Below are 23,483 nucleotides of genomic sequence, written 5' to 3' on the forward strand. Positions count from 1 at the left end.
ACTTGGATTCGGACCTTCTTTCTCAACCCTACACACGCGGGAGTCAGTCATGGCGGACAAGGAATTGCATCATCTCGAACTGCTGGAAGTTGGCCGGCAGATCCAGTCGCGCGAGCGCTCGTCGGAAGAAGTCACGCGCGCCATGCTCGCGCGCATCGAGGCCGTCGATGGCCGCTTGCGCAGCTACGCGACGCGCATGGACGCGCAGGCGCTCGACGAGGCGCGCCGCGCCGACACCGAGATCGCCGCCGGCCGTGCGCGCGGACCGCTGCACGGCGTGCCGCTGGCCGTGAAAGATCTTCTGTGGACCGAGGGCGTGCCGAGCGCGCACGGCATGACCATCCACCAATCGTTCCGCCCTACCGAGGACGCGACCGTGGTGCACCGCCTGCGCGAGGCCGGCGCGGTGATCCTGGGCAAGCTGCAGCAGACCGAAGGCGCCTTTGCCGACCACCATCCGCAGATCGCGTCGCCGGTCAACCCGTGGGACGCCACGCTGTGGCCCGGCGTGTCGTCCAGCGGCTCGGGCGTGGCCACGGCGGCGGGGCTGTGCTTCGGCGCACTGGGCACCGACACGGGCGGATCGATCCGCTTTCCGTCGGCGGCCAACGGCATCACGGGCCTGAAGCCGACATGGGGGCGGGTGAGCCGCCACGGCGCCTTCGAACTCGCCGCCTCGCTCGACCACATCGGCCCGATGACGCGCAGCGCGGCCGACGCGGGCGCGATGCTGGCGGCCATCGCCGGCGCCGACCCGCGCGACCCGACGGCCAGCACGCTGCCGGTGCCCGACTACCTGGCGACGATGACGCGCGGCCTGGCCGGCCTGCGCGTGGGCATCGACCCCGCCTGGACGCTGGACCGTGTGGACGCACCGACGCGCGCCACGCTCGCCGCCGCGATCCGCACGGTCGAATCGCTGGGCGCCTCGGTGCGCGAGGTGGTGTTTCCCGACACGACGCAGGCGGTGCTCGACTGGTCGCCGCTGTGCGCGGTCGAGACCGCCGTGGCGCACGAGGCCACGTACCCGTCGCGGCGTGACGAGTACGGCCCGGGCCTCTCGGGGCTGATCGACCTGGGCCTGTCGCAAAGCGCCACCGACTACCAGAAGCTGCTGCTGCGCCGCGCTGATTTCACCGGCCGCGTGCGCACGTTCTTCGAGCAGGTCGACCTGCTGCTGATCCCGGCCATTCCCTTCGCGGCGCCGACGCTCGAGCGTGCCGGCCAGCTCGGCGTGGACCCGGAGCTGCTGGCGGGCATGCTGCGCTACACCTGCCCGTTCGACCTCACGGGCAGCCCCACGCTCACCTTGCCGGGCGGCGCCACCGAGGCGGGCGTGCCGGTGGCCTTCCAGTTCGTGGCGCCGCACTTCGGCGAAGACCTGCTGGTGCGCGCGGGATGGGCGTTCCAGCGGGCGACGGACTGGCACCGCCGGCATCCCGCGGTCTGAGTCTTCAGAACAGGAAGTAGCGCTGCGCCATCGGCAGCACCTTGGCCGGCTCGCAGGTCAGCAGCTGGCCATCGGCGCGCACGGCATAGGTCTGCGCGTCGATCTCCATCTTCGGCGTGTAGCCGTTGTGGATCAGGTCCTGCTTGCGCACGTTGCGGATGTTCTTCACGGCGCTCAAGTGCTTGCTCAGGCCGTAGCGTTCCTTGATGCCCGCGGCCAGCCCGGCCTGCGAGACGAAGGTCAGCGAGCTCTTGGCGAGCGAGCCGCCGTAGGCGCCGAACATCGGCCGGAAGTGCACCGGCTGCGGCGTGGGGATCGACGCGCTGGGGTCGCCCATCGCGGCCATCGCGATGGTGCCGCCCTTGATGATGGTGAAGGGCTTCACGCCGAAGAAGGCCGGCTTCCAGACCACGAGGTCGGCCCACTTGCCGACTTCGATGGAGCCCACCTCGTGTGCGATGCCGTGCGCGAGGGCCGGGTTGATCGTGTACTTGGCCACGTAGCGCCGCGCGCGGAAGTTGTCGTTGCGCACGCTGTCCTCGGGCAGCGTGCCGCGCTGCTGCTTCATCTTGTGCGCGGTCTGCCAGGTGCGGATCACCACCTCGCCGACGCGGCCCATGGCCTGGCTGTCGGAGCTGAACATGCTGATCGCGCCCAGGTCGTGCAGCACGTCTTCGGCGGCGATGGTTTCCTTGCGGATGCGCGACTCGGCAAAGGCCAGGTCTTCGGCGATGCCGGCGTCCAGGTGGTGGCACACCATGAGCATGTCGACGTGCTCGTCGAGCGTGTTCACTGTGTAGGGCATCGTCGGGTTGGTCGAGGAGGGCAGGAAGTTCGACTCGCCCACCACGCGCAGGATGTCGGGCGCATGGCCGCCGCCCGCGCCCTCGGTGTGGAAGGCGCAGATGGCGCGCCCGCCCACGGCGGCGATGGTGTTCTCGACGAAGCCCGATTCGTTCAGCGTGTCGCTGTGGATCGCCACCTGCGTGTCGGTGGCGTCGGCCACGTCCAGGCAGTTGCTGATGGCCGCGGGCGTGGTGCCCCAGTCTTCATGCAGCTTCAGGCCCATGACGCCGGCCTCGATCTGCTCGTGCAGCGCATCGGGCAGGCTGGCGTTGCCCTTGCCGAGAAAGCCCAGGTTCATCGGGAACGCGTCGGCCGCCTGCAGCATGCGCTCGATGTGCCAGGGGCCGGGCGTGGCGGTGGTCGCGAAGGTGCCGGTGGCCGGGCCGGTGCCGCCGCCGAGCATGGTCGTCACGCCCGAAGCCAGCGCCTCCTCGATCTGCTGCGGGCAGATGAAGTGGATGTGGCTGTCGATGCCGCCCGCGGTAACGATGGTGCCTTCGCAGCTGATGATCTCGGTGCCCGGGCCGATGACGATGTCCACGCCCGGTTGCACGTCGGGGTTGCCGGCCTTGCCGATGGCGGCGATGCGGCCGTCCTTCAGGCCGATGTCGGCCTTCACGATGCCCCAGTGGTCGAGGATCAACGCGTTGGTCATCACCGTGTCGACGGCGCCTTGGGCGCGCGTGCGCTGCGACTGCGCCATGCCGTCGCGGATCGTCTTGCCGCCGCCGAACTTCACCTCTTCGCCGTAGCCGCCGGCGCGCAGCGTGTAGTCGGCTTCGACCTCGATCAGCAGGTCGGTGTCCGCAAGGCGGACCCGGTCGCCCACGGTGGGGCCGAAGATTTCTGCGTAGGCGCGTCGCCCGATGGTGGCCATGCTTTAGAGCTTTCCTTGAACGAGGCCGCGAAAGCCGTAGACGATGCGATCGCCGGAAAAATCGACCAGCTCGACCGTGCGTTGCTGGCCCGGCTCGAAGCGCACCGCGGCGCCCGAGGCGATGTTCAGCCGCATGCCGCGTGCGGCGGCGCGGTCGAAGTCGAGGGCGCCGTTGGTCTCGGCGAAGTGGTAGTGCGAGCCGACCTGGATCGGCCGGTCGGCCGTGTTGCGCACCACCAGCGTGAGGGCGCGGCGGCCGGGGTTGAGCGTGTGCTCGCCGTCGTCGGTGAGGAGTTCGCCGGGCGTCATGGCCGCCTCAGATTGCCTGGGCCAGCAGCGTGGCGCCGAGGGCGACGACGGCAGCGCCGGCCACGCGGGGCAGCCAGGCGTTGGCATGGCGCAGCGCCCAGCCCAGCGCGATGCCGACCGCGTGCAGCAGCAGCGTGGCGCTGACCATGCCGGCCAGCGTGAGGGCCGCGCCGTGCTCGCCCGCCAGCTCGTGGCCGTGCGCCACGCCGTGGAAGACGGCGAACAGGCCCACCACGGCCATGGCGACGCCGGCCGGCAGGTGCACGCGCGTGGCGACCAGGAGGCCCAGCACCAGCAGCGAGGCGGCAATCATCGGCTCCACCGCCGGCAGCTGCACGCCGGCCAGGCCGGCCAGCGCGCCCGCGAGCAGCATGCCCGCGAAGGCCAGCGGCGCCCACAGCAGGTCGGGCCAAGCGCGGCGCGCGACCAGCGCGCTCCACAGGCCGACCGCGACCATCGCCGCGAGGTGGTCCGCGCCGGTCAGCGGGTGCATGAAGCCGGCGGTGAAGCCGTGGTGCACGCCGCCGTCGACGCCCGTGTGGGCGCTGGCGGCCAGCGGCAGAAGAAGGGCGGAGAGCAGGGCGGAAGTCTTTGCGAAGCGCATGGAGGGATCTTTCTTCTTGTGGCGGAGGTTCAGACGATCGGCTGGTGGACGGTCACGAGCTTGGTGCCGTCGGGAAAACTGGCCTCGACCTGGATGTCGGGAATCATCTCGGCGATGCCGTCCATCACGTCGGTGCGGGTGAGCACGCTGCGGCCCTCGCTCATCAGCTCGGCGACGCTCTTGCCGTCGCGGGCGCCTTCCATCACGGCGGCGGTGATCAGCGCGACGGCTTCCGGGTAGTTGAGCTTGAGCCCGCGCGCCTTGCGGCGCTCGGCCAGCAGCGCCGCCGTGAAGATCAGCAGCTTGTCTTTTTCGCGCGGGGTCAGTTCCATGGCGGGGGTGAGGTCGGGTGGCGGTCGGTGATTATGGGCAAGGCCGTCTCTTTGCAACAGTCGTGCCCTGTTCGCCAAATGCCGTACCCGGTGGCACGGAAGCTGCACCGAAACGGTGTGAATTCACCTGACGCCCCCCTCCTTCCCGACGACGCCCCCCAGCGCATCGTCAAGGTGCGGCGCGACTACAACAGCTGGGTCGCGAGCGAAACGCTGGAGGACTACGCGCTGCGCTACACGCCGCAGCGCTTTCGCAAATGGTCCGAATGGCGGGTGGCCAACACGGCGTTCGGGGCGGCCTCGTTCCTGGTGCTGGAGGCGGTCGGCGCCACGCTGCTGGTGCAGTACGGCTTCGCCAACGCCTTCTGGGCGATCCTCGTCACCGGGCTCATCATCTTCCTGGCAGGGCTGCCGATCAGCGTGTACGCGGCGCGCTACGGCGTCGACATGGACCTGCTCACGCGTGGCGCCGGCTTCGGCTACATCGGCTCCACGCTCACCTCGCTGATCTACGCGAGCTTCACCTTCATCTTCTTCGCGCTGGAGGCGGCCGTGATGGCCTACGCGCTCGAGCTGGCGCTGGGCATTCCGCCGGTGTGGGGCTACCTGGTGTGCGCGCTGGTGGTGATTCCGCTGGTCACGCACGGGGTGTCGGTGATCAGCCGGCTGCAGCTGTGGACGCAGCCGCTGTGGCTCTTGATGCTGGTCGTGCCCTTTGTCTTCGTGCTCGTGCGCGATCCTGGTGCGTTCGCGGGCATCACGCACTACAGCGGGGCGAGGTCGGGCGCACAGGGATTCAACCTGCACCTGTTCGGTGCTGCGCTGACGGTCGGTATCGCGCTCATCACGCAGATGGGCGAGCAGGCCGACTACCTGCGCTTCATGCCCGCGCGCACCGCGGGCACGGCGCGCCGCTGGTGGGCCGGCGTGCTGGCGGGCGGGCCGGGCTGGGTGGTGCTGGGCGTGGTCAAGATGCTGGGCGGCGCGGCGCTGGCCTACCTGGCGATCACGCACATGGTGCCGGTGGAGCGCGCGGTCGACCCGAACCAGATGTACCTGGCGGCCTACGAGTACGTGTTCCCGAACTACGGCTGGGCGGTGGCGGCGACGGCGCTGTTCGTGGTGGTCTCGCAGCTGAAGATCAACGTGACGAACGCCTACGCGGGTTCGCTGGCCTGGAGCAACTTCTTCTCGCGCGTGGCGCACAGCCACCCGGGGCGCGTGGTGTGGGTGGTGTTCAACGCGCTCATCGCCTTCATGCTGATGGAGATGAACGTGTTCGAGGCGCTGGGCGACGTGCTGGGCCTGTTCGCCAACATCGCCATCGCCTGGATGATGGCCGTGGTGGCCGACCTGGTCGTCAACAAGCCGCTGGGGCTGTCGCCGCCGGGCATCGAGTTCAAGCGCGCGCACCTGTGGGACATCAACCCGGTGGGCGTGGGCGCGATGGCGCTGGCGTCGGTGCTGTCGATCACGGCGCACCTGGGCGTGTTCGGGCCGCTGGCGCAGGCGTTCTCGGCGCTGATCGCGCTGGGCACGGCGCTGATCGCGTCGCCGCTGCTGGCGTGGGCCACGGGCGGCAAGTACTACCTGGCGCGCACCTCCGACGCGGGCGGCTCGGTGCTGTTCGCGCCGGCCGCGGGCGGGCGCAAGGTGCGCTGGGCGCGGGTCGAGCCATCGCCGGACGAGGGCGGCAGCTACCAGCGATTGAAGGTGCAGCACTGCGTGATCTGCGAGCGCGAATACGAAGGCCCCGACATGGCGCACTGCCCGGCCTACCAGGGCGCGATCTGCTCGCTGTGCTGCACGCTAGACGCGCGCTGCGGCGACCTGTGCAAGCCGCACGCGAGCCTGTCGGCGCAGTGGTCCGCGGTGCTGCGCTGGCTGTTGCCGCGCCGCAGCTGGCGCTACCTGGACACGGGGCTCGGGCACTTCCTGCTGCTGATGCTGGTCATCGTGCCGCTGCTGGCGGTGGTGTTCGGCGTGCTCTACCAGCAGGAGCTGCGGGCCCTGAGCGAAGGCGCGCTCGCGCTGGCGGCGCAGGCCGACGTGGGCGGGGCGCTGGTCGCGGTGCAGCAGGCGTCGCTGCGCTCGGGCTTTCTCAAGGCCTATATGGCGCTGCTGGTCATCGCGGGCATCGTCGCGTGGTGGCTGGTGCTGGCGCACCAGAGCCGCAAGGTGGCGCAGGAAGAATCGAACCGCCAGACCCACCTGCTGGTGCGCGAGATTGCCCTGCACCGCGAGACCGACCGCGCACTGCAGGACGCCAAGCAGAGCGCCGAAGAAGCCCGCGAGATCGCCGAGCACGCCAAGCTCGCGGCCGACCAGGCGCGGCGCGCGGCGGACCTCGCGAACCAGGCCAAGAGCCGCTACATCAGCGCCATCAGCCACGAGCTGCGCACGCCGCTCAACAGCATCCTGGGCTACGCGCAGCTCATGGGCGAAGACCACTCGGTGCCGCCGCACCGCCAGCAGGCGGTGGCCGTCATCAAGCGCGGCGGCGAGCACCTGCTGTCGCTCATCGAGGGCACGCTGGCCATCGCCCACATCGAGGCCGGCAAGCTCACGCTGGACGCGCGGCCGATGCGTTTTGCCGATGCGATGCGCGAGCTGGCCGACATGTTCGAGCTGCAGGCGGCCGAGAAGGGCCTGCGCTTTCGCTTCGAGGCGGCCGGCACGCTGCCCGACGTGGTGCGCGCCGACGAAAAGCGCGTGAGCCAGATCCTCATCAACCTGCTGGGCAACGCGATCAAGTTCACGGCAGCGGGGCAGGTGACCTTGCGCATTTCGTACGCGCGCGAATTCGCCGCCATCGAGATCGAGGACACCGGGCCGGGCATGACGGCGGCCGACATCGAGCGCATCTTCGAGCCCTTCGCGCGCGGCCACGCGGCGGTGTCGTCGGCGCCGGGCGCGGGCCTGGGTCTGACCATCGCGAAGATGCTGACCGACCTGATGGGCGGCGAGATGAAGGTGCGCAGCACGCCGGGTGAGGGCTCGCTGTTCTGCGTGCGGCTGTTCCTGCCGCGGGTGCACGAGGCGGTGGCGGGCACCGCGCGCATCGCGCCGATGCCGCGCGTGCGGCGCGGCTACGAGGGCGTGCGCCGGCGCCTGCTGGTGGTCGACAACGAGGAGGCCGACCGCGAGCTGCTGGGCCATGTGCTCGCGCCGCTGGGCTTCGAGTTGCGCAGCGCGGCCAGCGGGCACGACGCGCTGGACCTCATCGCCGCGGGCTACCGGCCCGACGCCATGTTCGTCGACCTCGCGATGCCCGGTATCGACGGCTGGGAGACCATCCGCCGCGCGCGCAAGCTGGGGCTGGTCGAGGCGTCGGTGGCCATCGTCTCGGCCAACGCCTTCGACAAGGGCCTGGACAACGACGTGGGCATTGCGCCCGAAGACTTCTTCGTCAAGCCCGTGCGCCACACCGAACTGCTCGACTGGCTGGAGCGCCGACTTGGCCTGCAATGGACCGACACCGCCGCCCGGCCCGCGCCCGCCGTGGCCGCGCCGCGCGCGATGCAGCCGCCGTCGCTGGCACGCCTGCGCGCGCTCGACGAGGCCGTGAGCCTGGGCTACTTCCGGGGCATCATGAACCAGCTCGACGACATCGACGCCGCGCAGCCCGAGTGCGCCACGTGGACCGAGGCCCAGCGCGCGCTGGCCCGCCAGTTCCAGTTCGAAGCCATGGGCCGCGCGCTGGCCGAAGCCGCCGAGGGCGCCGCATGACCTTGTTGTCTCCACCGACCCTGCCCACTTCACCGCTCGCCCGCACGCTGCGCGAGCAGCAGGGCGCCCACGGCGACCTGGTGCTGATCGTCGACGACGTGCCCGACAACCTCGCCGTGCTGCACGACGCGCTCGACGAATCGGGCTACACCGTGCTCATCGCCACGAACGGCGAGCAGGCGCTGCAGCGCGCCGCGCAGGCGCGCCCCGACATCGTGCTGCTCGACGCGATGATGCCGGGCATCGACGGCTTCGAGGTGGCGCGTCGGCTCAAGGCCGACGCGGCCACCGCGCACATCCCCATCGTGTTCATGACGGGCCTGACCGAAACCGAGCACCTCGTGGCCGCGCTCGAGGCGGGCGGGGTCGACTACGTCACCAAGCCGATCAAGCCCAAGGAGGTGCTGGCGCGCATGAACGTGCACCTGCAGGGCGCGCGCCGCGCGCGGCAGGAGGCGCACCAGGCCGGGCAGGCGCGCAACGCGCTCGACGCCTTCGGCTACGCGAGCATCACGGTGCGGCTGCCCGAGGGCCGGCTGATCTGGCAGACGGCGCTGGCGCGCGAGCTCTTGGCGCGCTACTGCGAGACGCAGGCGCCCGAGACGCCGCCGGCGGTGCTCGGCTGGCTGCGCCAGCACGCGCCCGACGCCCGCGCGCGCGGCATCGAGCCGCCCGCGCTGGTGATCGCGCAGGGCGCGCGCAGCCTGAGCCTGCGGCTGCACCGCCAGACCGGCGAGGACGACGCCGGCGACGAATGGATGATCGTCATGCGCGAGGTGTCCGACACCGCCGTGATCGAGGCCATGAGCCTGAGCCTGAAGCTCACGGCACGCGAGGCCGAGGTGCTGTACTGGGTGGTCAAGGGCAAGACCAACAAGGACATCGGCGAGATCCTCGGCAGCAGCCCCGCCACCGCCAAGAAGCACCTGGAGCGCGTGTACGTGAAGCTGGGCGTGGAGACGCGCACGGCAGCAGCCGGCGTGGCGATCAAGCGCATCCGCGAGCTGCAGCCGCAGTTCGAACTCTGAAGGGTGGGGGGATGGCGTTGCCGCGTCATGGCGCGGACTTTCCGGCTTCCTAGAATGAGGCAGGGCTCTCCGAGGGAAGCACGAAATGAAGAACAACAACACGCGCACCGCACGCCTGCTCCTGGCCGCCTTCGCGGCGCTGCCGGGCCTGGGTGCACAGGCCGCCGGCCACTTCGATGTCGACGATGCCGGCACGCTCGACCCCGGCCAGTGCCAGTACGAAACCTGGTGGGGCCGCAGCGGCGCCGAGCCCGTCACGACTGGGTTCCATGTCGGGCCGGCCTGCCGGGTCGGGCCGGTCGAGCTGGGGCTGAACTTCGACCGGCTCTCGGCGCAGGGCGTGCATTCGGTCACGGGCGGCCCGCAACTCAAATGGACCTTTGCCGGCGCGGCCGCCGACGCGCCTTTCAGCGCCGCCGTGTCGATGGGCGCGGTGGCCGACCTGCGGCGCGGCGGTCGCTGGGGCGGCCAGCTGGTGGTGCCGCTGACTTGGCGGCCCACCGGGAGCTTGCAGATTCACGCCAACTTGGGCGCCGACTGGGCGCTGGGCACCGGGGCGCGCACGCCGCGCGGCGGCCTGGCCGTGGAATGGGCGCTGAACGACGCCGTGTCGCTGATCGCCGAGCGCCACCGGGCCGGGGGCCTGTGGACCTCGCGCGTGGGCGGCCGTTTCAGCCTGACGCCGCTGATCAGCGTCGACATCAGCACCTCGCGCACCGGGCCACAGGGCGTGCGCGGCGTGGTGATCGGGCTGAACCACGAACTCAGCTGGAAATGAAATAAGTGAAGGAAAACTGAAATCCGCTGCAATGGGATGAACTCCCGTATCGTGGATTTCGTTGATTTTGAATAAGATTCCGTCACATTTATTAACGAGTCAACGATCCGTGACCCCATCGCCCGTCCTGGACTTCAAGTTCACCGCACCGCCGGAGAGCCCCGCGCAGACCTTCCTGCCGGGCCGGCCGGCCGGGGTGCTCGGCCGCTCGTTCACGCCGCAGCGCAACCCGCGCCTCCAGGGGCTGCAGTGCCTGCGCTGCGACGCGCTGTACCCGGTCACGCTCGCCAACGACGGCTGCCCGGCCTGCCGGCAGGCCGGCTTTCACGTCGGGCTGCGCGCCAGCTACCGGCCCGGCGGCCCGGACGTGGTGCCGATGCCGTACGTGCAGGGCTTCTCGCTCGGCGAGGGCAACACGCCGCTGCACGACATGCCCGAGCTCGCGCGGCAGTTCGACATTGCGCGCCTGAGCATCAAGGACGAATCGCGCAACCCCACCGGCTCGCCGAAAGACCGGCTGACCGCGATGGGCGTGGCGCAGGCGCTGGACGCCGGGGCCCACACGCTGGTGCTCGCCTCGTCGGGCAACACGGCGGTGTCGGCGGCGCACTACGCGTGGGCCGCGGGGCTCGGTTGCGAGGTGGCCTCCTACGAGGCGATGCCCGCCACCTACGCCCGCCAGCTCGACGCGCTGGGCGCGCGGCGCTATGTGTTCGCCGACAACACCGGCCGCTGGGGCTTCGTGCGCGAGCGCTCGCAGTACCCGGGGTATTTCGCGCTCTCCAACTACCGCCTGCCCGCGCTGGGCAGTGCGCCCTTGGGCGTGGAGGGCTACAAGGCCATCGCCGAAGAGTGCCTGAAGGACGGCGGCCTGCCCGACCACGTCGTGGTGCCGACCGGGCGTGGCGACATGGCCTGGGGCATCTACGCCGGTTTTCGCGAGCTGCTGGCGGCGGGGCGCATCGCGCGGCTGCCGCGGATGTGGCTGGTCGAGCCCTTCCCGCGGCTGTCGCGCGTGCTCGGTGGCGGGGCGCTCAACGGCAGCTACCCCGGTCGCACGGCGCAGCTGTCGAGCGCGGGCGCGACGGTCACTTACCTGCAATGGCAGGCCGCCACGGCCAGCGGCGGCGGTGCCGTGGTGGTGGGCGACGACGAGGCCCGCGCGGCGCGGCGGCTGCTTACTGCGGCCGGCGTGAGTGCCGAACTCGCGGCAGCGGCGGGCCTGGGGGCCGTGCGGCAGCTGCGCGAGGCCGAGACCATCGCGGCCGATGCGCATGTCGTGATGGTGCTGACCTCCGACGCGTCGAGCGACCCGAGCTGGCCCGATCGCGCCGTGGCCGCCTGAGGCGGTGTGCGCCCCCGGGGCTCAGCGCCCCGTGTGCACCTTGATGCGGATCGTCGCGACGTCCCAGCCCCGGTTCTTCAGCCGCGTGACCAGCATCGGCGACAGCTGTCGCAGCTTGGCGGCCGCGGCGCTGCCCTTGACCAGCAGGCACCACACGTCGCCCTCGGCCGGCCCCGGCTGGATGGCCGCGCGCATGGCCGGCGGAATCAACCCTTCGATCGCCTTCAGCCGCTCGGCCGTGTCCCGCGCGCGCGCCATCAGGCTCCCCAGGGTGGGGGCGCCTGCCGCAGCATCGTGCAGTGAAATGGCGGGGGGCAGTCGGCGATACATGGGTAATCCAGGGGTTAGAAACAAGACAGCTAAAATGCCCGGTTTGCCGACGCGTGCGTCGGCGTTTGTTCCGGAACGGGGCCATCCGACTTCGAGACTTGCGAAGCTTGCATTCGAAGAAGGTGCGCCCAACTGCTTTCACCATATCTTAGGGAATCCGGTCGCAGTGCCTGTCGTGTCAGGTGCCCGCCCCTCTCCACGCCCATGGCAACCAACTTCCTGACCCAGATCTTCGGCAGTCGCAACGACCGGCTCCTCAAGCAGTATCGCAAGACGGTGACGCGCATCAATGCGCTCGAACCCGAATTCGAAAAGCTCAGCGACGACGCGCTGCGCGCCAAGACGCAGGAATTCAAGGACCGCATCGCCAAGGGCGAGTCGCTCGACGACCTGCTGCCCGAAGCCTTCGCCACCGTGCGCGAAGGCTCCAAGCGCGTCATGAAGATGCGCCACTTCGACGTCCAGCTGCTCGGCGGCATGGCGCTGCACAACGGCAAGATCTCCGAAATGCGCACCGGCGAAGGCAAGACGCTGACCGCCACGCTGCCCGTGTACCTGAACGCGCTGTCCGGCAAGGGCGTGCACGTGGTCACGGTGAACGACTACCTGGCCAACCGCGACGCGACCTGGATGGGCCGCCTGTACAACTTCCTGGGCCTGTCGGTCGGCATCAACCTGCCGCAGATGCCACGCGAAGAGAAGCAGGCCGCCTACGGCAGCGACATCACGTACGGCACGAACAACGAGTACGGCTTCGACTACCTGCGCGACAACATGGTCTACGAGCCCGGCGACCGGGTGCAGCGCGGCCTGAACTACGCGATCGTCGACGAGGTGGACTCCATCCTGATCGACGAGGCCCGCACGCCGCTGATCATCAGCGGCCAGGCCGAAGACCACACCGACCTGTACCTGGCGATCAACAAGGTGGTGCCGCTGCTCAAGAAGCAGGAAGGCGAAGCCGATCCGCGCACGGGCGAGGGCGTCACGGTGCCCGGCGACTTCACGGTCGACGAGAAAACCCACCAGGTGTTCCTGACCGAAGACGGCCACGAGAACGCCGAGCGCATCCTGGGCGAGCTCAAGCTGATTCCCGAAGGCGCGTCGCTGTACGACCCGGCCAACATCACGCTGATGCATCACCTGAATGCCGCGCTGCGTGCCCGCCACCTGTACCACCGCGACCAGCACTATGTGGTGCAGCAGGGCGAAGTGGTCATCGTCGACGAATTCACCGGCCGTCTCATGAGCGGTCGCCGCTGGAGCGACGGCCTGCACCAGGCCGTGGAAGCCAAGGAAGGCGTCGAGATCCAGGCCGAGAACCAGACGCTGGCCTCGATCACCTTCCAGAACTACTTCCGCCTGTACGGCAAGCTGGCCGGCATGACCGGCACGGCCGACACCGAGGCCTACGAATTCCAGGAAATCTACGGTCTCGAGACCACGATCATTCCGCCGAACCGCATCAGCAAGCGCGACGACCAGCTCGACCGCGTCTACAAGACCACGCGCGAGAAGTACGAAGCGGCCATTCAAGACATCCGCGAGTGCTACGAGCGCGGCCAGCCGGTGCTGGTGGGCACCTCGTCGATCGAGAACTCGGAAATCATCGACGCCCTGCTCGAGAAGGCAGGCCTGCCGCACCAGGTGCTCAACGCCAAGCAGCACGCCCGCGAAGCCGACATCGTGGCGCAGGCCGGCCGCACGAAGATGATCACCATCGCGACCAACATGGCCGGCCGCGGTACCGACATCGTGCTGGGCGGCAACATCGAGAAGATGATCGAGGCGATCGAGGCCGACGAAGGCCGCGACGAAGCCACCAAGCAGGCCGACATCGCCCACGTGCGCGCCGAGTGGACCAAGGACCACGAGTTCGTGAAGTCGCTGGGCGGCCTGCGCATCATCGCCACCGAACGCCACGAGTCGCGCCGCATCGACAACCAGCTGCGCGGCCGTTCGGGCCGCCAGGGCGACCCGGGCTCCTCGCGCTTCTACCTGAGCCTGGACGATCCGCTGATGCGCATCTTCGCGGGCGACCGCGTGAAGGCGATCATGGACCGCCTGAAGATGCCCGACGGCGAAGCCATCGAGGCCGGCATCGTCACGCGCAGCATCGAGAGCGCGCAGCGCAAGGTCGAGGCGCGCAACTTTGACATCCGCAAGCAGCTGCTCGAATACGACGACGTGTCGAACGACCAGCGCAAGGTGATCTACCAGCAGCGCAACGACATCCTCGACGCGGCCGACCTCACGGCGCAGATCGCCGCGCTGCGCGAAGGCTGCTTCACCGACCTCGCGCGCCAGTACGTGCCGCGCGAATCGGTCGAGGAACAGTGGGACCTCGACAGCCTCGAGAAGAGCCTGTTCAGCGAGTGGGGCATCGACATGCCGCTCAAGCAGCAGGTCGAGGCCGCCGATGCCATCTCCGACGAGGAAGTGGTCGAGAAGATCGTGGCCTACGCCAACGAGAGCTTCGACGCCAAGGTCACGCTGATCGGCCAGGAGAACTTCACCCAGTTCGAACGCATGGTGCTGCTGCAGAGCATCGACACCCACTGGCGCGAACACCTGGCCTCGCTCGACTACCTGCGCCAGGGCATTCACCTGCGCGGCTATGCGCAAAAGCAGCCCAAGCAGGAATACAAGCGCGAGGCCTTCGAGCTCTTCGGCCAGCTGCTCGACTCGGTCAAGAACGAAGTCACGCGCCAGCTCATGACGGTGCGCGTGCAGTCGGGCGAACAGCTCGAGCAGGCGGCCGAGGAAATGGAAAGCCGCGGCGAGAACGTCTCGAACATCACCTACACCGCGCCCACCGAGACCGGCGAGGTCGAGGTGCGCGTCGACGAAGAGAACCAGCGCCGCCTCGCGGCTGTCGGCACCGGCGCGCTGAGCGCCGAAGCCGCGGCGTTTGCGCGCGTCGGCCGCAACGACCCCTGCCCCTGCGGCAGCGGCAAGAAGTACAAGGCGTGCCACGGCAAGCTGAGCTGAGCTGAAGTCCCGCACCTTTCATTGAGAGAAATCCCATGCCCGTGAACCTGTCCGCTCCCGATCCCGCCGCCTTGTTCGCGGTGCCCGGCGTCCGCATCGGCGTGGCCGAAGCCGGCGTGCGCAAGGCCAACCGCAAGGACCTGACCGTCGTGCTGATCGACGAAGGCTCGGCGGTCGGCGGCGTGTTCACGCAGAACCGCTTCTGCGCCGCCCCGGTGCAGGTCTGCCGCGATCACCTGAAGGCCAACTACGGCATCCGCGCGATGGTGATCAACACCGGCAACGCCAACGCCGGCACCGGCGAAGACGGCCTGATGCGCACGCGCTCCACCTGCATCGCGCTGGCGCGCCACCTGGAGCTCGCTCCCGAGCAGATCCTGCCGTTCTCGACCGGCGTGATCATGGAGCCGCTGCCCGTGGACCGCATCGAAGCCGGCCTGCCGGCCGCGCTGGCCGACGCGTCGGAAAACAACTGGGCCCGTGCCGCCGAAGGCATCATGACCACCGACACGATCCCCAAGGCGTTCAGCCGCCGGGTGCAGATCGGCGGCGCCACGGTCACCATCACCGGCATCAGCAAGGGCGCCGGCATGATCCGCCCGAACATGGCGACCATGCTCGGCTTCATGGCGACCGACGCGAAGATCGACCCGGCGCTGATCCAGCCGCTGGCCACGCAGCTGGCCGACGCCTCGTTCAACCGCGTGACCATCGACGGCGACACCTCGACCAACGACTCCTTCGTGGTCATCGCCACGCAGAAGGCCGCGCACGCGACCATCACCTCGCTCGACTCGACCGACGGCCAGGCGCTCGTGGCCGCGATGCGCGACGTGGCCCGCCTGCTGGCGCAAGCCATCGTGCGCGACGGCGAAGGCGCGACCAAGTTCATCACCATCCAGGTCGACGGCGGCAAGGACGGGGCCGAGTGCCGCCAGGTGGCTTATGCCGTGGCGCATTCGCCGCTGGTCAAGACCGCTTTCTTCGCCAGCGACCCGAACCTGGGCCGCATCCTGGCGGCCGTCGGCTATGCCGGCATTGCCGACCTCGACCAAACCGGCATCGACCTGTTCCTGGACGACGTGCACGTGGCGGTGAAGGGCGGGCGCAACCCGTCGTACCGTGAGGAAGACGGCCAGCGCGTGATGAAGCAGAGCGAAATCACCGTGCGCATCGGCCTGGGCCGCGGCACCGCCAGCGACACCGTGTGGACCTGCGACTTCAGCCACGAATACGTGACCATCAACGCCGACTACCGGTCATGAACGAGCAGTTCCAGAAGCTCATCGAGCGCGCCGAGCAGCTCATCGGCCGCATCGAATCGATCCTGCCGCAGCCGCTGGCCGCGCCGACCGACTGGAGCGCCTCCATCGCGTGGCGCTACCGCCGCCGCAGCTCCGGCCATGGCGTGCTGGAGCCCGTGAAGCACGTGGCCACGATGGCGCTCGATTCGCTGAGGGAAATCGACGTCCAGAAGGAAAAGATCGAACGCAACACGCGCCAGTTCGTCGAAGGCAAGCCGGCCAACAACGTGCTGCTGACCGGCGCACGCGGCACGGGCAAGTCGTCGCTGATCCGCGCCTGCCTGCAGGCCTACGCGCCGCAGGGCCTGCGCCTGATCGAGGTCGACAAGGCCGAGCTCACCGACCTGCCCGACATCGTCGAGGTGGTGTCGCAGCGTCCCGAGAAGTTCATCGTCTTCAGCGACGATCTGAGCTTCGACGAGGGCGAGCCGGGCTACAAGGCGCTCAAGTCGATCCTCGACGGATCGATTGCCGCGTCGACGCCCAACGTGCTCATCTACGCCACCAGCAACCGGCGCCACCTGCTGCCCGAGTACATGAAGGACAACCTCACGTACAAGCACACGGACGACGGCGAGGTGCATCCGGGCGAGGTGATCGAAGAGAAGATCTCGCTGTCGGAGCGCTTCGGCCTCTGGGTGAGCTTCTACCCCTTCAGCCAGAACGAATACCTGACGATCGTGGGCCAGTGGCTCTCGTCGTTCGGCGTCGACGACGCGGCCATCGCGGCGGCGCGGCCCGAGGCGCTCGTGTGGGCGCTGGAGCGCGGCTCGCGCAGCGGCCGCGTGGCCTACCAGTTCGCGCGCGACTACGCAGGGCGGGCCGGCGCGTGAGCGAGGCGGTGACATCGGCGCGCAAGCACACCGAAGTGGCCGTCGGCGTGCTGATCCGTCTGGCCGACGAGGCGCTGCTGCTCACCACGCGGCCCGAAGGCAAGGCCTACGCGGGCTACTGGGAGTTCCCGGGCGGCAAGATCGAGGCCGGCGAGACGGTCGAGGAAGCCCTGCGCCGCGAGCTGCAGGAAGAACTGGGCATCACCATCGGCGGCGCCGAGGTCTGGAAGGTCACGGAGCACGACTACCCGCATGCGCTGGTGCGCCTGCACTGGTGCAAGGTGACGGACTGGACCGGCGAGTTCGAAATGCGCGAAAGCCAGGCCATGGCCTGGCAGCAACTGCCGCTCGACGTGGCGCCGGTGTTGCCGGGCGCGCTGCCGGTGTTGGCGTGGCTGGTCGAGGAGCGCGGCCTGCCCGCGTCGGCCGCCGAGGCGGTGTCGACCATCGCCTGACGACGCACGGCACGACCGTGGTCCAGAAGTAAGAGATATGCATCCCAAGTACCGTGCCGACATCGACGGCCTGCGCGCCGTGGCCGTGGCCTCGGTCGTCATCTTCCACGCGTTCCCGAAGCTGCTGCCGGGCGGCTTCATCGGCGTCGACATCTTCTTCGTGATCTCGGGCTTCCTGATCACGACGATCATCATGCAGAGCCACGCGGCCGGCGATTTCAGCTACCGCGACTTCTATGCGCGGCGCATCCGCCGGATCTTCCCGGCACTGATGCTGATGCTGGCGGGCGTGCTGGCCTTCGGCTGGTACGTGCTGCTGAACAAGGAATTCGTCGAGCTGGGCAAGCAGGCGCTGGGCGGCGTGGGCTTCGTGGCCAACTTCGTCTTCTGGAGCGAGGCCGGGTATTTCGACACGGCCGCCGAGACCAAGCCGCTGCTGCACCTGTGGTCGCTGGGCATCGAAGAACAGTTCTACATTTTCTGGCCGCTGCTGCTCGGGCTGGCCTGGCGCCGGCGTTGGCCGATCGTGCGGGTGTTGTGGGTGCTGGCGGTGGTGTCGTTCCTCATCAACGTGACGACGATCCACCCGTTCCGCACGGCGGCTTTCTATTCGCCGGCCTCGCGCTTCTGGGAACTGATGGTGGGCGGCATCCTGGCCTGCATGCGGATGAAGCCGTCGGCACCGAGCGTCTGGCGCAGCCATGTGCAGTCGGTGCTGGGCGTGGGCCTGATCGTGCTGGGCCTCGTGATGATCCGCAGCGACAAGGCCTTCCCCGGCTGGTGGGCGCTGCTGCCGACGCTGGGCGCGGTGAGTTGCATCGCCGCCGGCCCGACGGGCGTGCTGAACAAGTACTTCCTGTCGAACCGCGCGATGGTGTGGATCGGCCTGATCAGCTATCCGCTGTACCTGTGGCATTGGCCGCTCCTGGTGTATGCGCGGATCGTCAAGGGCGCGGAGCCGTCGGTGGGCACGCGCGTGACGATGGTGGTCGCGAGCGTGCTGCTGGCCTGGTTGACCTATCGCTTCATCGAGCGGTTCACGCGGGCCCGTCTGGGCGCAGGCATGCTGCGCACGCTCGTGGGCACCGGTGCCTTCGTGGCCGTGGCCGGCGTGGCCGTGCTCAACGGCCTGCCCGCACGCCACAACAGCGAGCTGCTGCAGAAGGTGACCGACGCGACGGTGGACGGCGACTACTACGCCGGCTTTTCCTCGGAAAACTTCGGACCCTACGCGGTGAATCGCATCGGCAACGGCGCCCGCAAGGTGCTGCTGATCGGCGACAGCCACGTCATCGAATACGGCCCCCGCGCCGCGGAGCTGGCACGCCTCGCGCCCGAGCGCATGGCGACCACGTACTTCTTCACCTACGGTGCGTGCCCGGCCATTCCGAACGTCTTCGCCGAGCAGAACCCCGGCTGCGGCCCGGCCCGCGACCAGTGGATGGCGATGGCGCGCGACCCGCAGATCGACACCGTGCTGATCGGCAGCTGCTGGAACTGCTACTTCACGGGCGATTTCCCGCTGGATTACGTGCTGCGCGCGAACGGCGCGTCGCTCTCCCTGACCCGCGGCGACCGCGCCGGCATCGAGCCCTCGCTGGTGGCGCTGCAGGCGTGGGTGACCGAACTGGTCAAGCAGAAGAAAAAGGTCTATCTGCTGCTGGACAACGCGCTGGGCGACGACTTCGAGCCGCGCCGCATGATCGAGGGCAGCCGGCTGCGCACGCTCTCGGTGGTGGGCAACTCGCCAACCGCGCCCGTGCTCGCCGACCAGGTGAAGCTCAACCAGCGGCTCTTGCAGATCGCGGCCGCCAGCGGCGCGGAGGCGATCGACGTGCTGGGCGCCCTGTGCAAGGACGGCCAGTGCCCGCGGACGATGCCTGACGGTGCGCCGGCCTACAAGGACCACGGCCATCTGCGGCCCGCGTTCACGCGGCAGTTCGCGACCTACCTGGACAAGGTGTTCCTGGAAGAGGGCGTGCAGCCCGCGGCAGCCAACTGACGACCCCGCAGCTCTGGGCTGCCGCGGCGTGCATGCAATCTATTGCTGCAGCTTGGGATCGCCGAAGGGCTCTTCGTCGGGCGGTGTCTCCGCCGGCATCCTGAATTCCTCGGTCGCCCAGGCGCCGAAGTCGATGCCCTTGCAGCGTGCGCTGCAGAACGGCCGGAACGGGTTGCGCTCCGCATAAATGCTGTCGCCGCCGCAGGTCGGGCAGCGGACGATGCGTTCGTCTTCTTTCTTCTTGCTCACACCGGGCCTCACGCGCAGAGGGTCAGTTCGAAGGGGGTGTCTTCCGTGCTCGGGTGCAGGCGGTCGTCGGCCTCGTGCCGCATGAGCCGCACCGAGACCATGAGGCGGTTGCCGCTGATTTCCGGGACCAGGCCCAGCTTGGGATCGATGCGCAGCCGCAGCAGCTGGAAGCTGCGTCCCTGCGGCAGGTTCTGCTGGAACTGCCCGTGGGTGGCGATCACCTTGTAGGGCACGTCGGCGTCGCGCAGCAGCTTGAGCAGCAGGTAGATCGACGAGGCCAGCGGCGACAGCGTGTTCGACCAGCGTTCCAGGTCGGCGCGGCGGCTGGCCGGCGTGCGGTGCTGCCACGCGTAGTAGGCGGGCAGGTCGAATTCGCAGGTGCCGCCCGGAATGCCGGCGCGGCTGCGGATGCTCATGAGCCACTCGTTCTCGGTGAGTGCCTGTCCCGCCTTGCCGGCCACGCCGTTGAGCGCGCTGAAGTTGCGTTCGAGCTGGTCGACAACCTGGTTCAGCACCGTCTCGGCGATAGCCGGATTGCCCCGGTAGCTGTTGAAGACGTTCTTGTGCTTGTCGAGGTCGCGCAGCACGTCGGCCTTGAGGTCGGCGCGCGCCGCCACGTCCATGATCTCGAAGATCGTGACCAGGGCGTAGTGGTGCGAAAGCGGCGATTCCGAGGGCACCAGTTCCCCGAGGCGACGGAACAGATGCTCCAGCCTCAGGTACGTGCGGATGCGCTCGTTGAAGGGGTACTCGTAGAGGATCACGCGTATTTGTCGGTTTCCTGTCGCGGAATCATAACTTCAGGGCGATTTGGAAGGGGGGGTGGGCATCACTTCGCGCACCGCGGCCAGCATGCGCTCGCCGAGTGCGAGCTGTCCGTGCATGGACATGTGCGTGTCGTTCGAGAAGTAGAAGTCGCGGATCTGCGTGTGCTTTTCGCGGGTGAAGGCGTAGAGGTCGGGGCCCAGCTTCGCGTCGCGGAAGCCGCTTTCGAAGTCTTTCGAGAAATCGGGCTTGAGGTAGACCGTGGTCTTGTTGGGCACCACCATCCACAGGAGCGGGATGGTGCTGTGCGCAGCGGTGAAGTTCTTCATTCGCGCCAGCGTGTCGGAGGTCAACGGGCCATTGTCCTCGTCTTCCTGGAAGAAGGGCATCCGGTCGCACTGGCGATGCGAGAAGAATTTGCAACCGTCGGGGACTTTCCTTACCCAGGTGTCACGATCGAAATAGGTGTCTACCGGCGAGTTCTTGGCCTTCCACGTGTGGTAGTAGGTCACGACACCGGTCATGTACTGCACTTCCCAGTTGGGCGCGAAGGCCGGCACGGTCTCGTCGGGCTCGATGAGGGGCTCGGCCTTGGCGCTGTAGGGGAAGATGGTCTTGCCGTCCTTGCAGCGCTCGCTGTAGCGCATGCGCATGTCCAGCAGGCGCTCCACGCTTTCGATGATGACCAGCTTGCCCTTGAAGCCGGAGTCGTGGACCCACTGGCTGAAGTCGCCGCACAGCGATTCGCCGTACTGGCCCCAGTACGAGGTCGAGACCCGGTAGCCGGCCTTGGCGAGCACGGACTGCCAGCGGTGCGTCATGGAGAAGCTGTCGCCCACGACCATCACGTCCGCCTGTTCGATGGGCGTGCTGGCAAGGTAGACCGGATCGACCTTGGGCGGCGGATCGCGCCAGCCGAACTCGCGTTCGGACAGGCGTCCGATGCGCGTGAGGTCGCCGTAGGGCACCGGGCTGGTGAGCGAAATGATCCACAGGGCCATCAGGACGAAGTAGCCGAAGAGGAAGAACCGCAGCCAGACTTTCGCGGGCGTCGTGGTCGTCGTCATGTCGAATCAGAATTGGAAATAGAGGAAGGGGCTGTAGCCGCCCAGCTTCGAAACGCACCACGCGAACAGTGCGAAGGTACCGATGGCGAGCACCACGGTCGACAGGCGGGCCATCACCGGGCGGCCGGCCATCGACTTCGGATGGGGAATCCAGCGCTCCAGCGTGATGGTCGGCGGCAGCGTCAGGCAGATGACGATGGCCACCAGCATGAGCTGGAAGAACTCCGGCTTGCGGAACGGCACCTTGCCGAACTCGCTGAACGCCGAGACCGGCGCGCCGTGCAGGCCCAGCATGCCCTTGTAGATGGACATGGCCGTGTTCATGCCGTCGGCGCGGAAGACGATCCAGGCCACCACCACGCACAGGAAGGTCAGCAGCCAGCCCAGCACGCGTGCGATGCGTCCCGGAGTGGCATTGCGACGGACCTTGGCGTTCCAGAGGTGGTTGACCATCAGGAACGCGCCGTGCATCGCGCCCCAGACCACGAAGGTCCAGGCCGCGCCGTGCCACAGGCCGCCCAGCAGCATCGTGAGGAACAGGTTCAGGTAGCGCCGCGCCGGGCCCTTGCGGTTGCCGCCCAGCGGCACGTAGAGGTAGTCGCGCAGGAAGGTCGACAGTGAGATGTGCCAGCGGCGCCAGAACTCGATGATGTTGGTCGACTTGTAGGGCGAGCGGAAGTTGAGCGGCAGCTGCACGCCCAGACACATCGAGAGGCCCACGGCCATGTCCGAGTAGCCCGAGAAGTCGAAATAGATCTGCAGCGTGTAGGCCAGCGCGCCGAACCATGCGGTGTACAGCGTGGGCTCGATGCCCTTGTGAACGCCGTTGAACATCAGGTCGGCGTACTGCCCCATGGGGTCGGCGATCAGCAGTTTCTTGGCGAGGCCGAAGACGAAGATCGTCAGGCCGATGGCGACCTTGTTCGGGTCCATCCGGTAGGTCGCGGGGTTCGCGAACTGCGGCATCATCTGCGCGTGGTGCAGCACCGGGCCCGCGATCAGGTGCGGGAAGTAGGTGACGAACAGCACGTAGTGGATGAAGCTGCGCTCGTGCACCTTGCCCTGCCAGCAGTCGACCAGGAAGGCGATCTGCGTGAAGGTATAGAACGAGATGCCGATCGGCAGCACGATGTGCACCAGCTCGATCGGCGTGAGGCCCGCCGCGACCAGCCCCGCATCGACGTTTTCCAGGAAGAAGTTGGCGTACTTGAAGACGGCCAGCACGCCCAGGTTGATCACCAGCGAGGCGATCAGCAGCGTCTTGCGCTTGCGGTCGTTGCGCCCCGGCGCGGGCGTCAGCTGCAGGCCGAACCAGTAGTTGACGCAGATGGAACCCAGCAGCAGCGGCAGGGCCTGCACGCTCCACCAACCGTAGAAGAACAGCGAGGCCAGTCCGAGGAAGCCGGCGGCGGCGCGGGCGTTGCGCTTGCCGATCAGGAAGAACCCGATCAGGACCAGCGGGAAATAGACAAAAATGAAGGGATACGAGTTGAAAAGCATCTCGGGGAGGGCACTGCAGGGGCGAGCGCCTTTTTGTCGTAATCGTTATAGAGCCGCCGGGGCGGCTGGTCTCGGATTATCGCGTGGTGGCCGCAGCCCACAGCTTCCAGAGACCCCGCACCTCGGTGCCCAGTTCCGCGAGCGTCAACGACTCGTTGTAAATCACGGCGTCGGCGGCGGCCCGGCGCGCCTTGCGCGGCGCCTGCTGGGCGATCACGGCGCGCACGGCCTCGGGCTCCCATCCCGAGCGGGCGACCACGCGCTGCAGTTGCGTGTCTTCGCGGGCATCGACCACCAGCACGCGGTCCACGAGGGCGCGCCAGCGGCCGGATTCGACCAGCAGGGGGACGTCGAACACGACGATGGCGTCGTCGCCGGCGGCGGCTGCCTGGCGTTGCGTTTCGGTGCCGATCAGCGGATGCAGGATGGCTTCGAGGCGGACCTTGGCGCCCGCGTCGGCGAATACGAGCTGGCGCATGGCGGCCCGGTCGAGGCCGCCGTCGGGGGCGATGACAGAAGGGCCGAACGCGGCCTCGAGGGCGGGCATCGCAATGCCGCCGGCCTGCGCGATGCTGCGTGCGATGGCGTCGGTGTCGACCAGCACTGCCCCTTCAGCCACCAGCAGCGCTGCGACCGTGCTCTTGCCGCTGCCGATGCCGCCGGTCAGGCCGATGCGCTTCACCGCCATG

At 68.5% G+C, this 23,483-nt stretch carries 20 protein-coding genes; 10 read left to right on the plus strand and 10 right to left on the minus strand.

Going from position 1 to position 23,483, the window contains the following annotated elements; all coding sequences use genetic code 11:
* Positions 1-49: 49 nt before the first annotated feature.
* Positions 50-1,450 (plus strand): amidase, encoded by a 1,401-nt coding sequence (locus AC1RGU_RS00325; RefSeq protein ID WP_492694014.1) that lies wholly within the window; start codon positions 50-52, stop codon positions 1,448-1,450.
* A gap of 4 nt (positions 1,451-1,454) precedes the next feature.
* Here AC1RGU_RS00325 and ureC read toward each other — a convergent pair whose 3' ends face one another.
* Genes ureC through AC1RGU_RS00345 form a run of 4 tightly spaced genes read right to left on the minus strand, consistent with a single transcriptional unit; the run spans position 1,455 to position 4,418 of the window.
* Positions 1,455-3,173: an urease subunit alpha gene (ureC, locus tag AC1RGU_RS00330; RefSeq protein ID WP_492694016.1), complete on the minus strand. Its 1,719-nt coding sequence runs from the start codon at positions 3,171-3,173 to the stop codon at positions 1,455-1,457.
* 3 nt (positions 3,174-3,176) lie between these two features.
* Positions 3,177-3,482 (minus strand): urease subunit beta, encoded by a 306-nt coding sequence (locus tag AC1RGU_RS00335; protein ID WP_070063624.1) that lies wholly within the window; start codon positions 3,480-3,482, stop codon positions 3,177-3,179.
* Between the two features lie 7 nt (positions 3,483-3,489).
* On the minus strand, positions 3,490-4,086 hold the full coding sequence (locus AC1RGU_RS00340; protein ID WP_492694018.1) for a HupE/UreJ family protein: 597 nt from the start codon (positions 4,084-4,086) through the stop codon (positions 3,490-3,492).
* A gap of 29 nt (positions 4,087-4,115) precedes the next feature.
* Positions 4,116-4,418 carry an urease subunit gamma gene (locus AC1RGU_RS00345; protein ID WP_492694020.1) on the minus strand — a complete coding sequence of 101 codons (303 nt, stop codon included), beginning with the start codon at positions 4,416-4,418 and terminating at the stop codon, positions 4,116-4,118.
* A gap of 102 nt (positions 4,419-4,520) precedes the next feature.
* Here AC1RGU_RS00345 and AC1RGU_RS00350 point away from each other — a divergent pair, with 102 nt between their 5' ends.
* The 4 genes from AC1RGU_RS00350 to AC1RGU_RS00365 all read left to right on the plus strand — a co-directional run bounded on the left by AC1RGU_RS00350 (position 4,521) and on the right by AC1RGU_RS00365 (position 11,298).
* Entirely contained in the window at positions 4,521-8,147 is a 3,627-nt protein-coding gene (locus tag AC1RGU_RS00350) for a hybrid sensor histidine kinase/response regulator (protein WP_492696430.1), read from the plus strand.
* Positions 8,144-9,175 (plus strand): response regulator transcription factor, encoded by a 1,032-nt coding sequence (locus AC1RGU_RS00355; RefSeq protein WP_307637092.1) that lies wholly within the window; start codon positions 8,144-8,146, stop codon positions 9,173-9,175. Before AC1RGU_RS00350 ends, AC1RGU_RS00355 begins: the two co-directional genes overlap by 4 nt.
* Positions 9,176-9,260: 85 nt before the next feature.
* Positions 9,261-9,953, plus strand: coding sequence for a PA4824 family protein (locus AC1RGU_RS00360; RefSeq protein WP_492694022.1), 693 nt, complete (start codon positions 9,261-9,263; stop codon positions 9,951-9,953).
* A 109-nt stretch (positions 9,954-10,062) separates the two neighbouring features.
* Positions 10,063-11,298 carry a pyridoxal-phosphate dependent enzyme gene (locus tag AC1RGU_RS00365; protein ID WP_095949380.1) on the plus strand — a complete coding sequence of 412 codons (1,236 nt, stop codon included), beginning with the start codon at positions 10,063-10,065 and terminating at the stop codon, positions 11,296-11,298.
* 21 nt (positions 11,299-11,319) lie between these two features.
* On the opposite strand, the gene AC1RGU_RS00370 is transcribed toward AC1RGU_RS00365, so the two are convergent.
* Positions 11,320-11,628: a DciA family protein gene (locus AC1RGU_RS00370; protein ID WP_062474543.1), complete on the minus strand. Its 309-nt coding sequence runs from the start codon at positions 11,626-11,628 to the stop codon at positions 11,320-11,322.
* Positions 11,629-11,832: 204 nt separating this feature from the next.
* Here AC1RGU_RS00370 and secA point away from each other — a divergent pair, with 204 nt between their 5' ends.
* The 5 genes from secA to AC1RGU_RS00395 are packed head-to-tail and all read left to right on the plus strand — an operon-like array spanning position 11,833 to position 19,213.
* Positions 11,833-14,619 carry a preprotein translocase subunit SecA gene (gene secA / locus AC1RGU_RS00375; RefSeq protein WP_492694024.1) on the plus strand — a complete coding sequence of 929 codons (2,787 nt, stop codon included), beginning with the start codon at positions 11,833-11,835 and terminating at the stop codon, positions 14,617-14,619.
* 35 nt (positions 14,620-14,654) lie between these two features.
* A complete protein-coding gene (gene argJ / locus AC1RGU_RS00380; RefSeq protein WP_062474539.1) occupies positions 14,655-15,884 on the plus strand; it encodes a bifunctional glutamate N-acetyltransferase/amino-acid acetyltransferase ArgJ in 1,230 nt (409 codons plus the stop codon).
* A complete protein-coding gene (locus AC1RGU_RS00385) occupies positions 15,881-16,756 on the plus strand; it encodes an ATP-binding protein (protein ID WP_062474537.1) in 876 nt (291 codons plus the stop codon). Before argJ ends, AC1RGU_RS00385 begins: the two co-directional genes overlap by 4 nt.
* Complete coding sequence (locus AC1RGU_RS00390; RefSeq protein ID WP_492694027.1) at positions 16,753-17,211, plus strand: NUDIX domain-containing protein; 459 nt, start codon at positions 16,753-16,755, stop codon at positions 17,209-17,211. Before AC1RGU_RS00385 ends, AC1RGU_RS00390 begins: the two co-directional genes overlap by 4 nt.
* A 37-nt stretch (positions 17,212-17,248) precedes the next feature.
* Entirely contained in the window at positions 17,249-19,213 is a 1,965-nt protein-coding gene (locus tag AC1RGU_RS00395) for an acyltransferase family protein (protein WP_062474533.1), read from the plus strand.
* A gap of 39 nt (positions 19,214-19,252) precedes the next feature.
* On the opposite strand, the gene AC1RGU_RS00400 is transcribed toward AC1RGU_RS00395, so the two are convergent.
* From AC1RGU_RS00400 to coaE, 5 genes are all read right to left on the minus strand, one after another.
* Positions 19,253-19,462 carry a DNA gyrase inhibitor YacG gene (locus AC1RGU_RS00400; protein ID WP_062474531.1) on the minus strand — a complete coding sequence of 70 codons (210 nt, stop codon included), beginning with the start codon at positions 19,460-19,462 and terminating at the stop codon, positions 19,253-19,255.
* A gap of 8 nt (positions 19,463-19,470) precedes the next feature.
* A complete protein-coding gene (gene zapD, locus AC1RGU_RS00405) occupies positions 19,471-20,226 on the minus strand; it encodes a cell division protein ZapD (protein WP_070063618.1) in 756 nt (251 codons plus the stop codon).
* Between the two features lie 36 nt (positions 20,227-20,262).
* The gene (locus tag AC1RGU_RS00410) at positions 20,263-21,294 is read right to left on the minus strand and encodes an alginate O-acetyltransferase AlgX-related protein (protein ID WP_062474527.1); all 1,032 of its coding nucleotides are present in this window, start codon (positions 21,292-21,294) and stop codon (positions 20,263-20,265) included.
* A 6-nt stretch (positions 21,295-21,300) separates the two neighbouring features.
* Positions 21,301-22,794 (minus strand): MBOAT family O-acyltransferase, encoded by a 1,494-nt coding sequence (locus AC1RGU_RS00415; RefSeq protein WP_369644500.1) that lies wholly within the window; start codon positions 22,792-22,794, stop codon positions 21,301-21,303.
* Positions 22,795-22,870: 76 nt separating this feature from the next.
* Positions 22,871-23,482, minus strand: coding sequence for a dephospho-CoA kinase (gene coaE, locus AC1RGU_RS00420; protein WP_492694029.1), 612 nt, complete (start codon positions 23,480-23,482; stop codon positions 22,871-22,873).
* Position 23,483 lies beyond the last annotated feature (1 nt).

The sequence above is a fragment of the Variovorax sp. GW823-FHT02B07 genome (assembly GCF_058797695.1).

What these genes read in the sequence shown, in the direction of transcription:
- coaE (WP_492694029.1), bottom strand. Translation starts at nt 23,482, where the DNA reads ATGGCGGTGAAGCGCATCGGCCTGACCGGCGGCATCGGCAGCGGCAAG.
- AC1RGU_RS00370 (WP_062474543.1), bottom strand. Translation starts at nt 11,628, where the DNA reads ATGTATCGCCGACTGCCCCCCGCCATTTCACTGCACGATGCTGCGGCA.
- AC1RGU_RS00415 (WP_369644500.1), bottom strand. Translation starts at nt 22,794, where the DNA reads ATGCTTTTCAACTCGTATCCCTTCATTTTTGTCTATTTCCCGCTGGTC.
- argJ (WP_062474539.1), top strand. Translation starts at nt 14,655, where the DNA reads ATGCCCGTGAACCTGTCCGCTCCCGATCCCGCCGCCTTGTTCGCGGTG.
- secA (WP_492694024.1), top strand. Translation starts at nt 11,833, where the DNA reads ATGGCAACCAACTTCCTGACCCAGATCTTCGGCAGTCGCAACGACCGG.
- AC1RGU_RS00340 (WP_492694018.1), bottom strand. Translation starts at nt 4,086, where the DNA reads ATGCGCTTCGCAAAGACTTCCGCCCTGCTCTCCGCCCTTCTTCTGCCG.
- AC1RGU_RS00410 (WP_062474527.1), bottom strand. Translation starts at nt 21,294, where the DNA reads ATGACGACGACCACGACGCCCGCGAAAGTCTGGCTGCGGTTCTTCCTC.
- AC1RGU_RS00335 (WP_070063624.1), bottom strand. Translation starts at nt 3,482, where the DNA reads ATGACGCCCGGCGAACTCCTCACCGACGACGGCGAGCACACGCTCAAC.
- AC1RGU_RS00345 (WP_492694020.1), bottom strand. Translation starts at nt 4,418, where the DNA reads ATGGAACTGACCCCGCGCGAAAAAGACAAGCTGCTGATCTTCACGGCG.
- AC1RGU_RS00395 (WP_062474533.1), top strand. Translation starts at nt 17,249, where the DNA reads ATGCATCCCAAGTACCGTGCCGACATCGACGGCCTGCGCGCCGTGGCC.
- AC1RGU_RS00360 (WP_492694022.1), top strand. Translation starts at nt 9,261, where the DNA reads ATGAAGAACAACAACACGCGCACCGCACGCCTGCTCCTGGCCGCCTTC.
- AC1RGU_RS00355 (WP_307637092.1), top strand. Translation starts at nt 8,144, where the DNA reads ATGACCTTGTTGTCTCCACCGACCCTGCCCACTTCACCGCTCGCCCGC.
- AC1RGU_RS00325 (WP_492694014.1), top strand. Translation starts at nt 50, where the DNA reads ATGGCGGACAAGGAATTGCATCATCTCGAACTGCTGGAAGTTGGCCGG.
- ureC (WP_492694016.1), bottom strand. Translation starts at nt 3,173, where the DNA reads ATGGCCACCATCGGGCGACGCGCCTACGCAGAAATCTTCGGCCCCACC.
- AC1RGU_RS00385 (WP_062474537.1), top strand. Translation starts at nt 15,881, where the DNA reads ATGAACGAGCAGTTCCAGAAGCTCATCGAGCGCGCCGAGCAGCTCATC.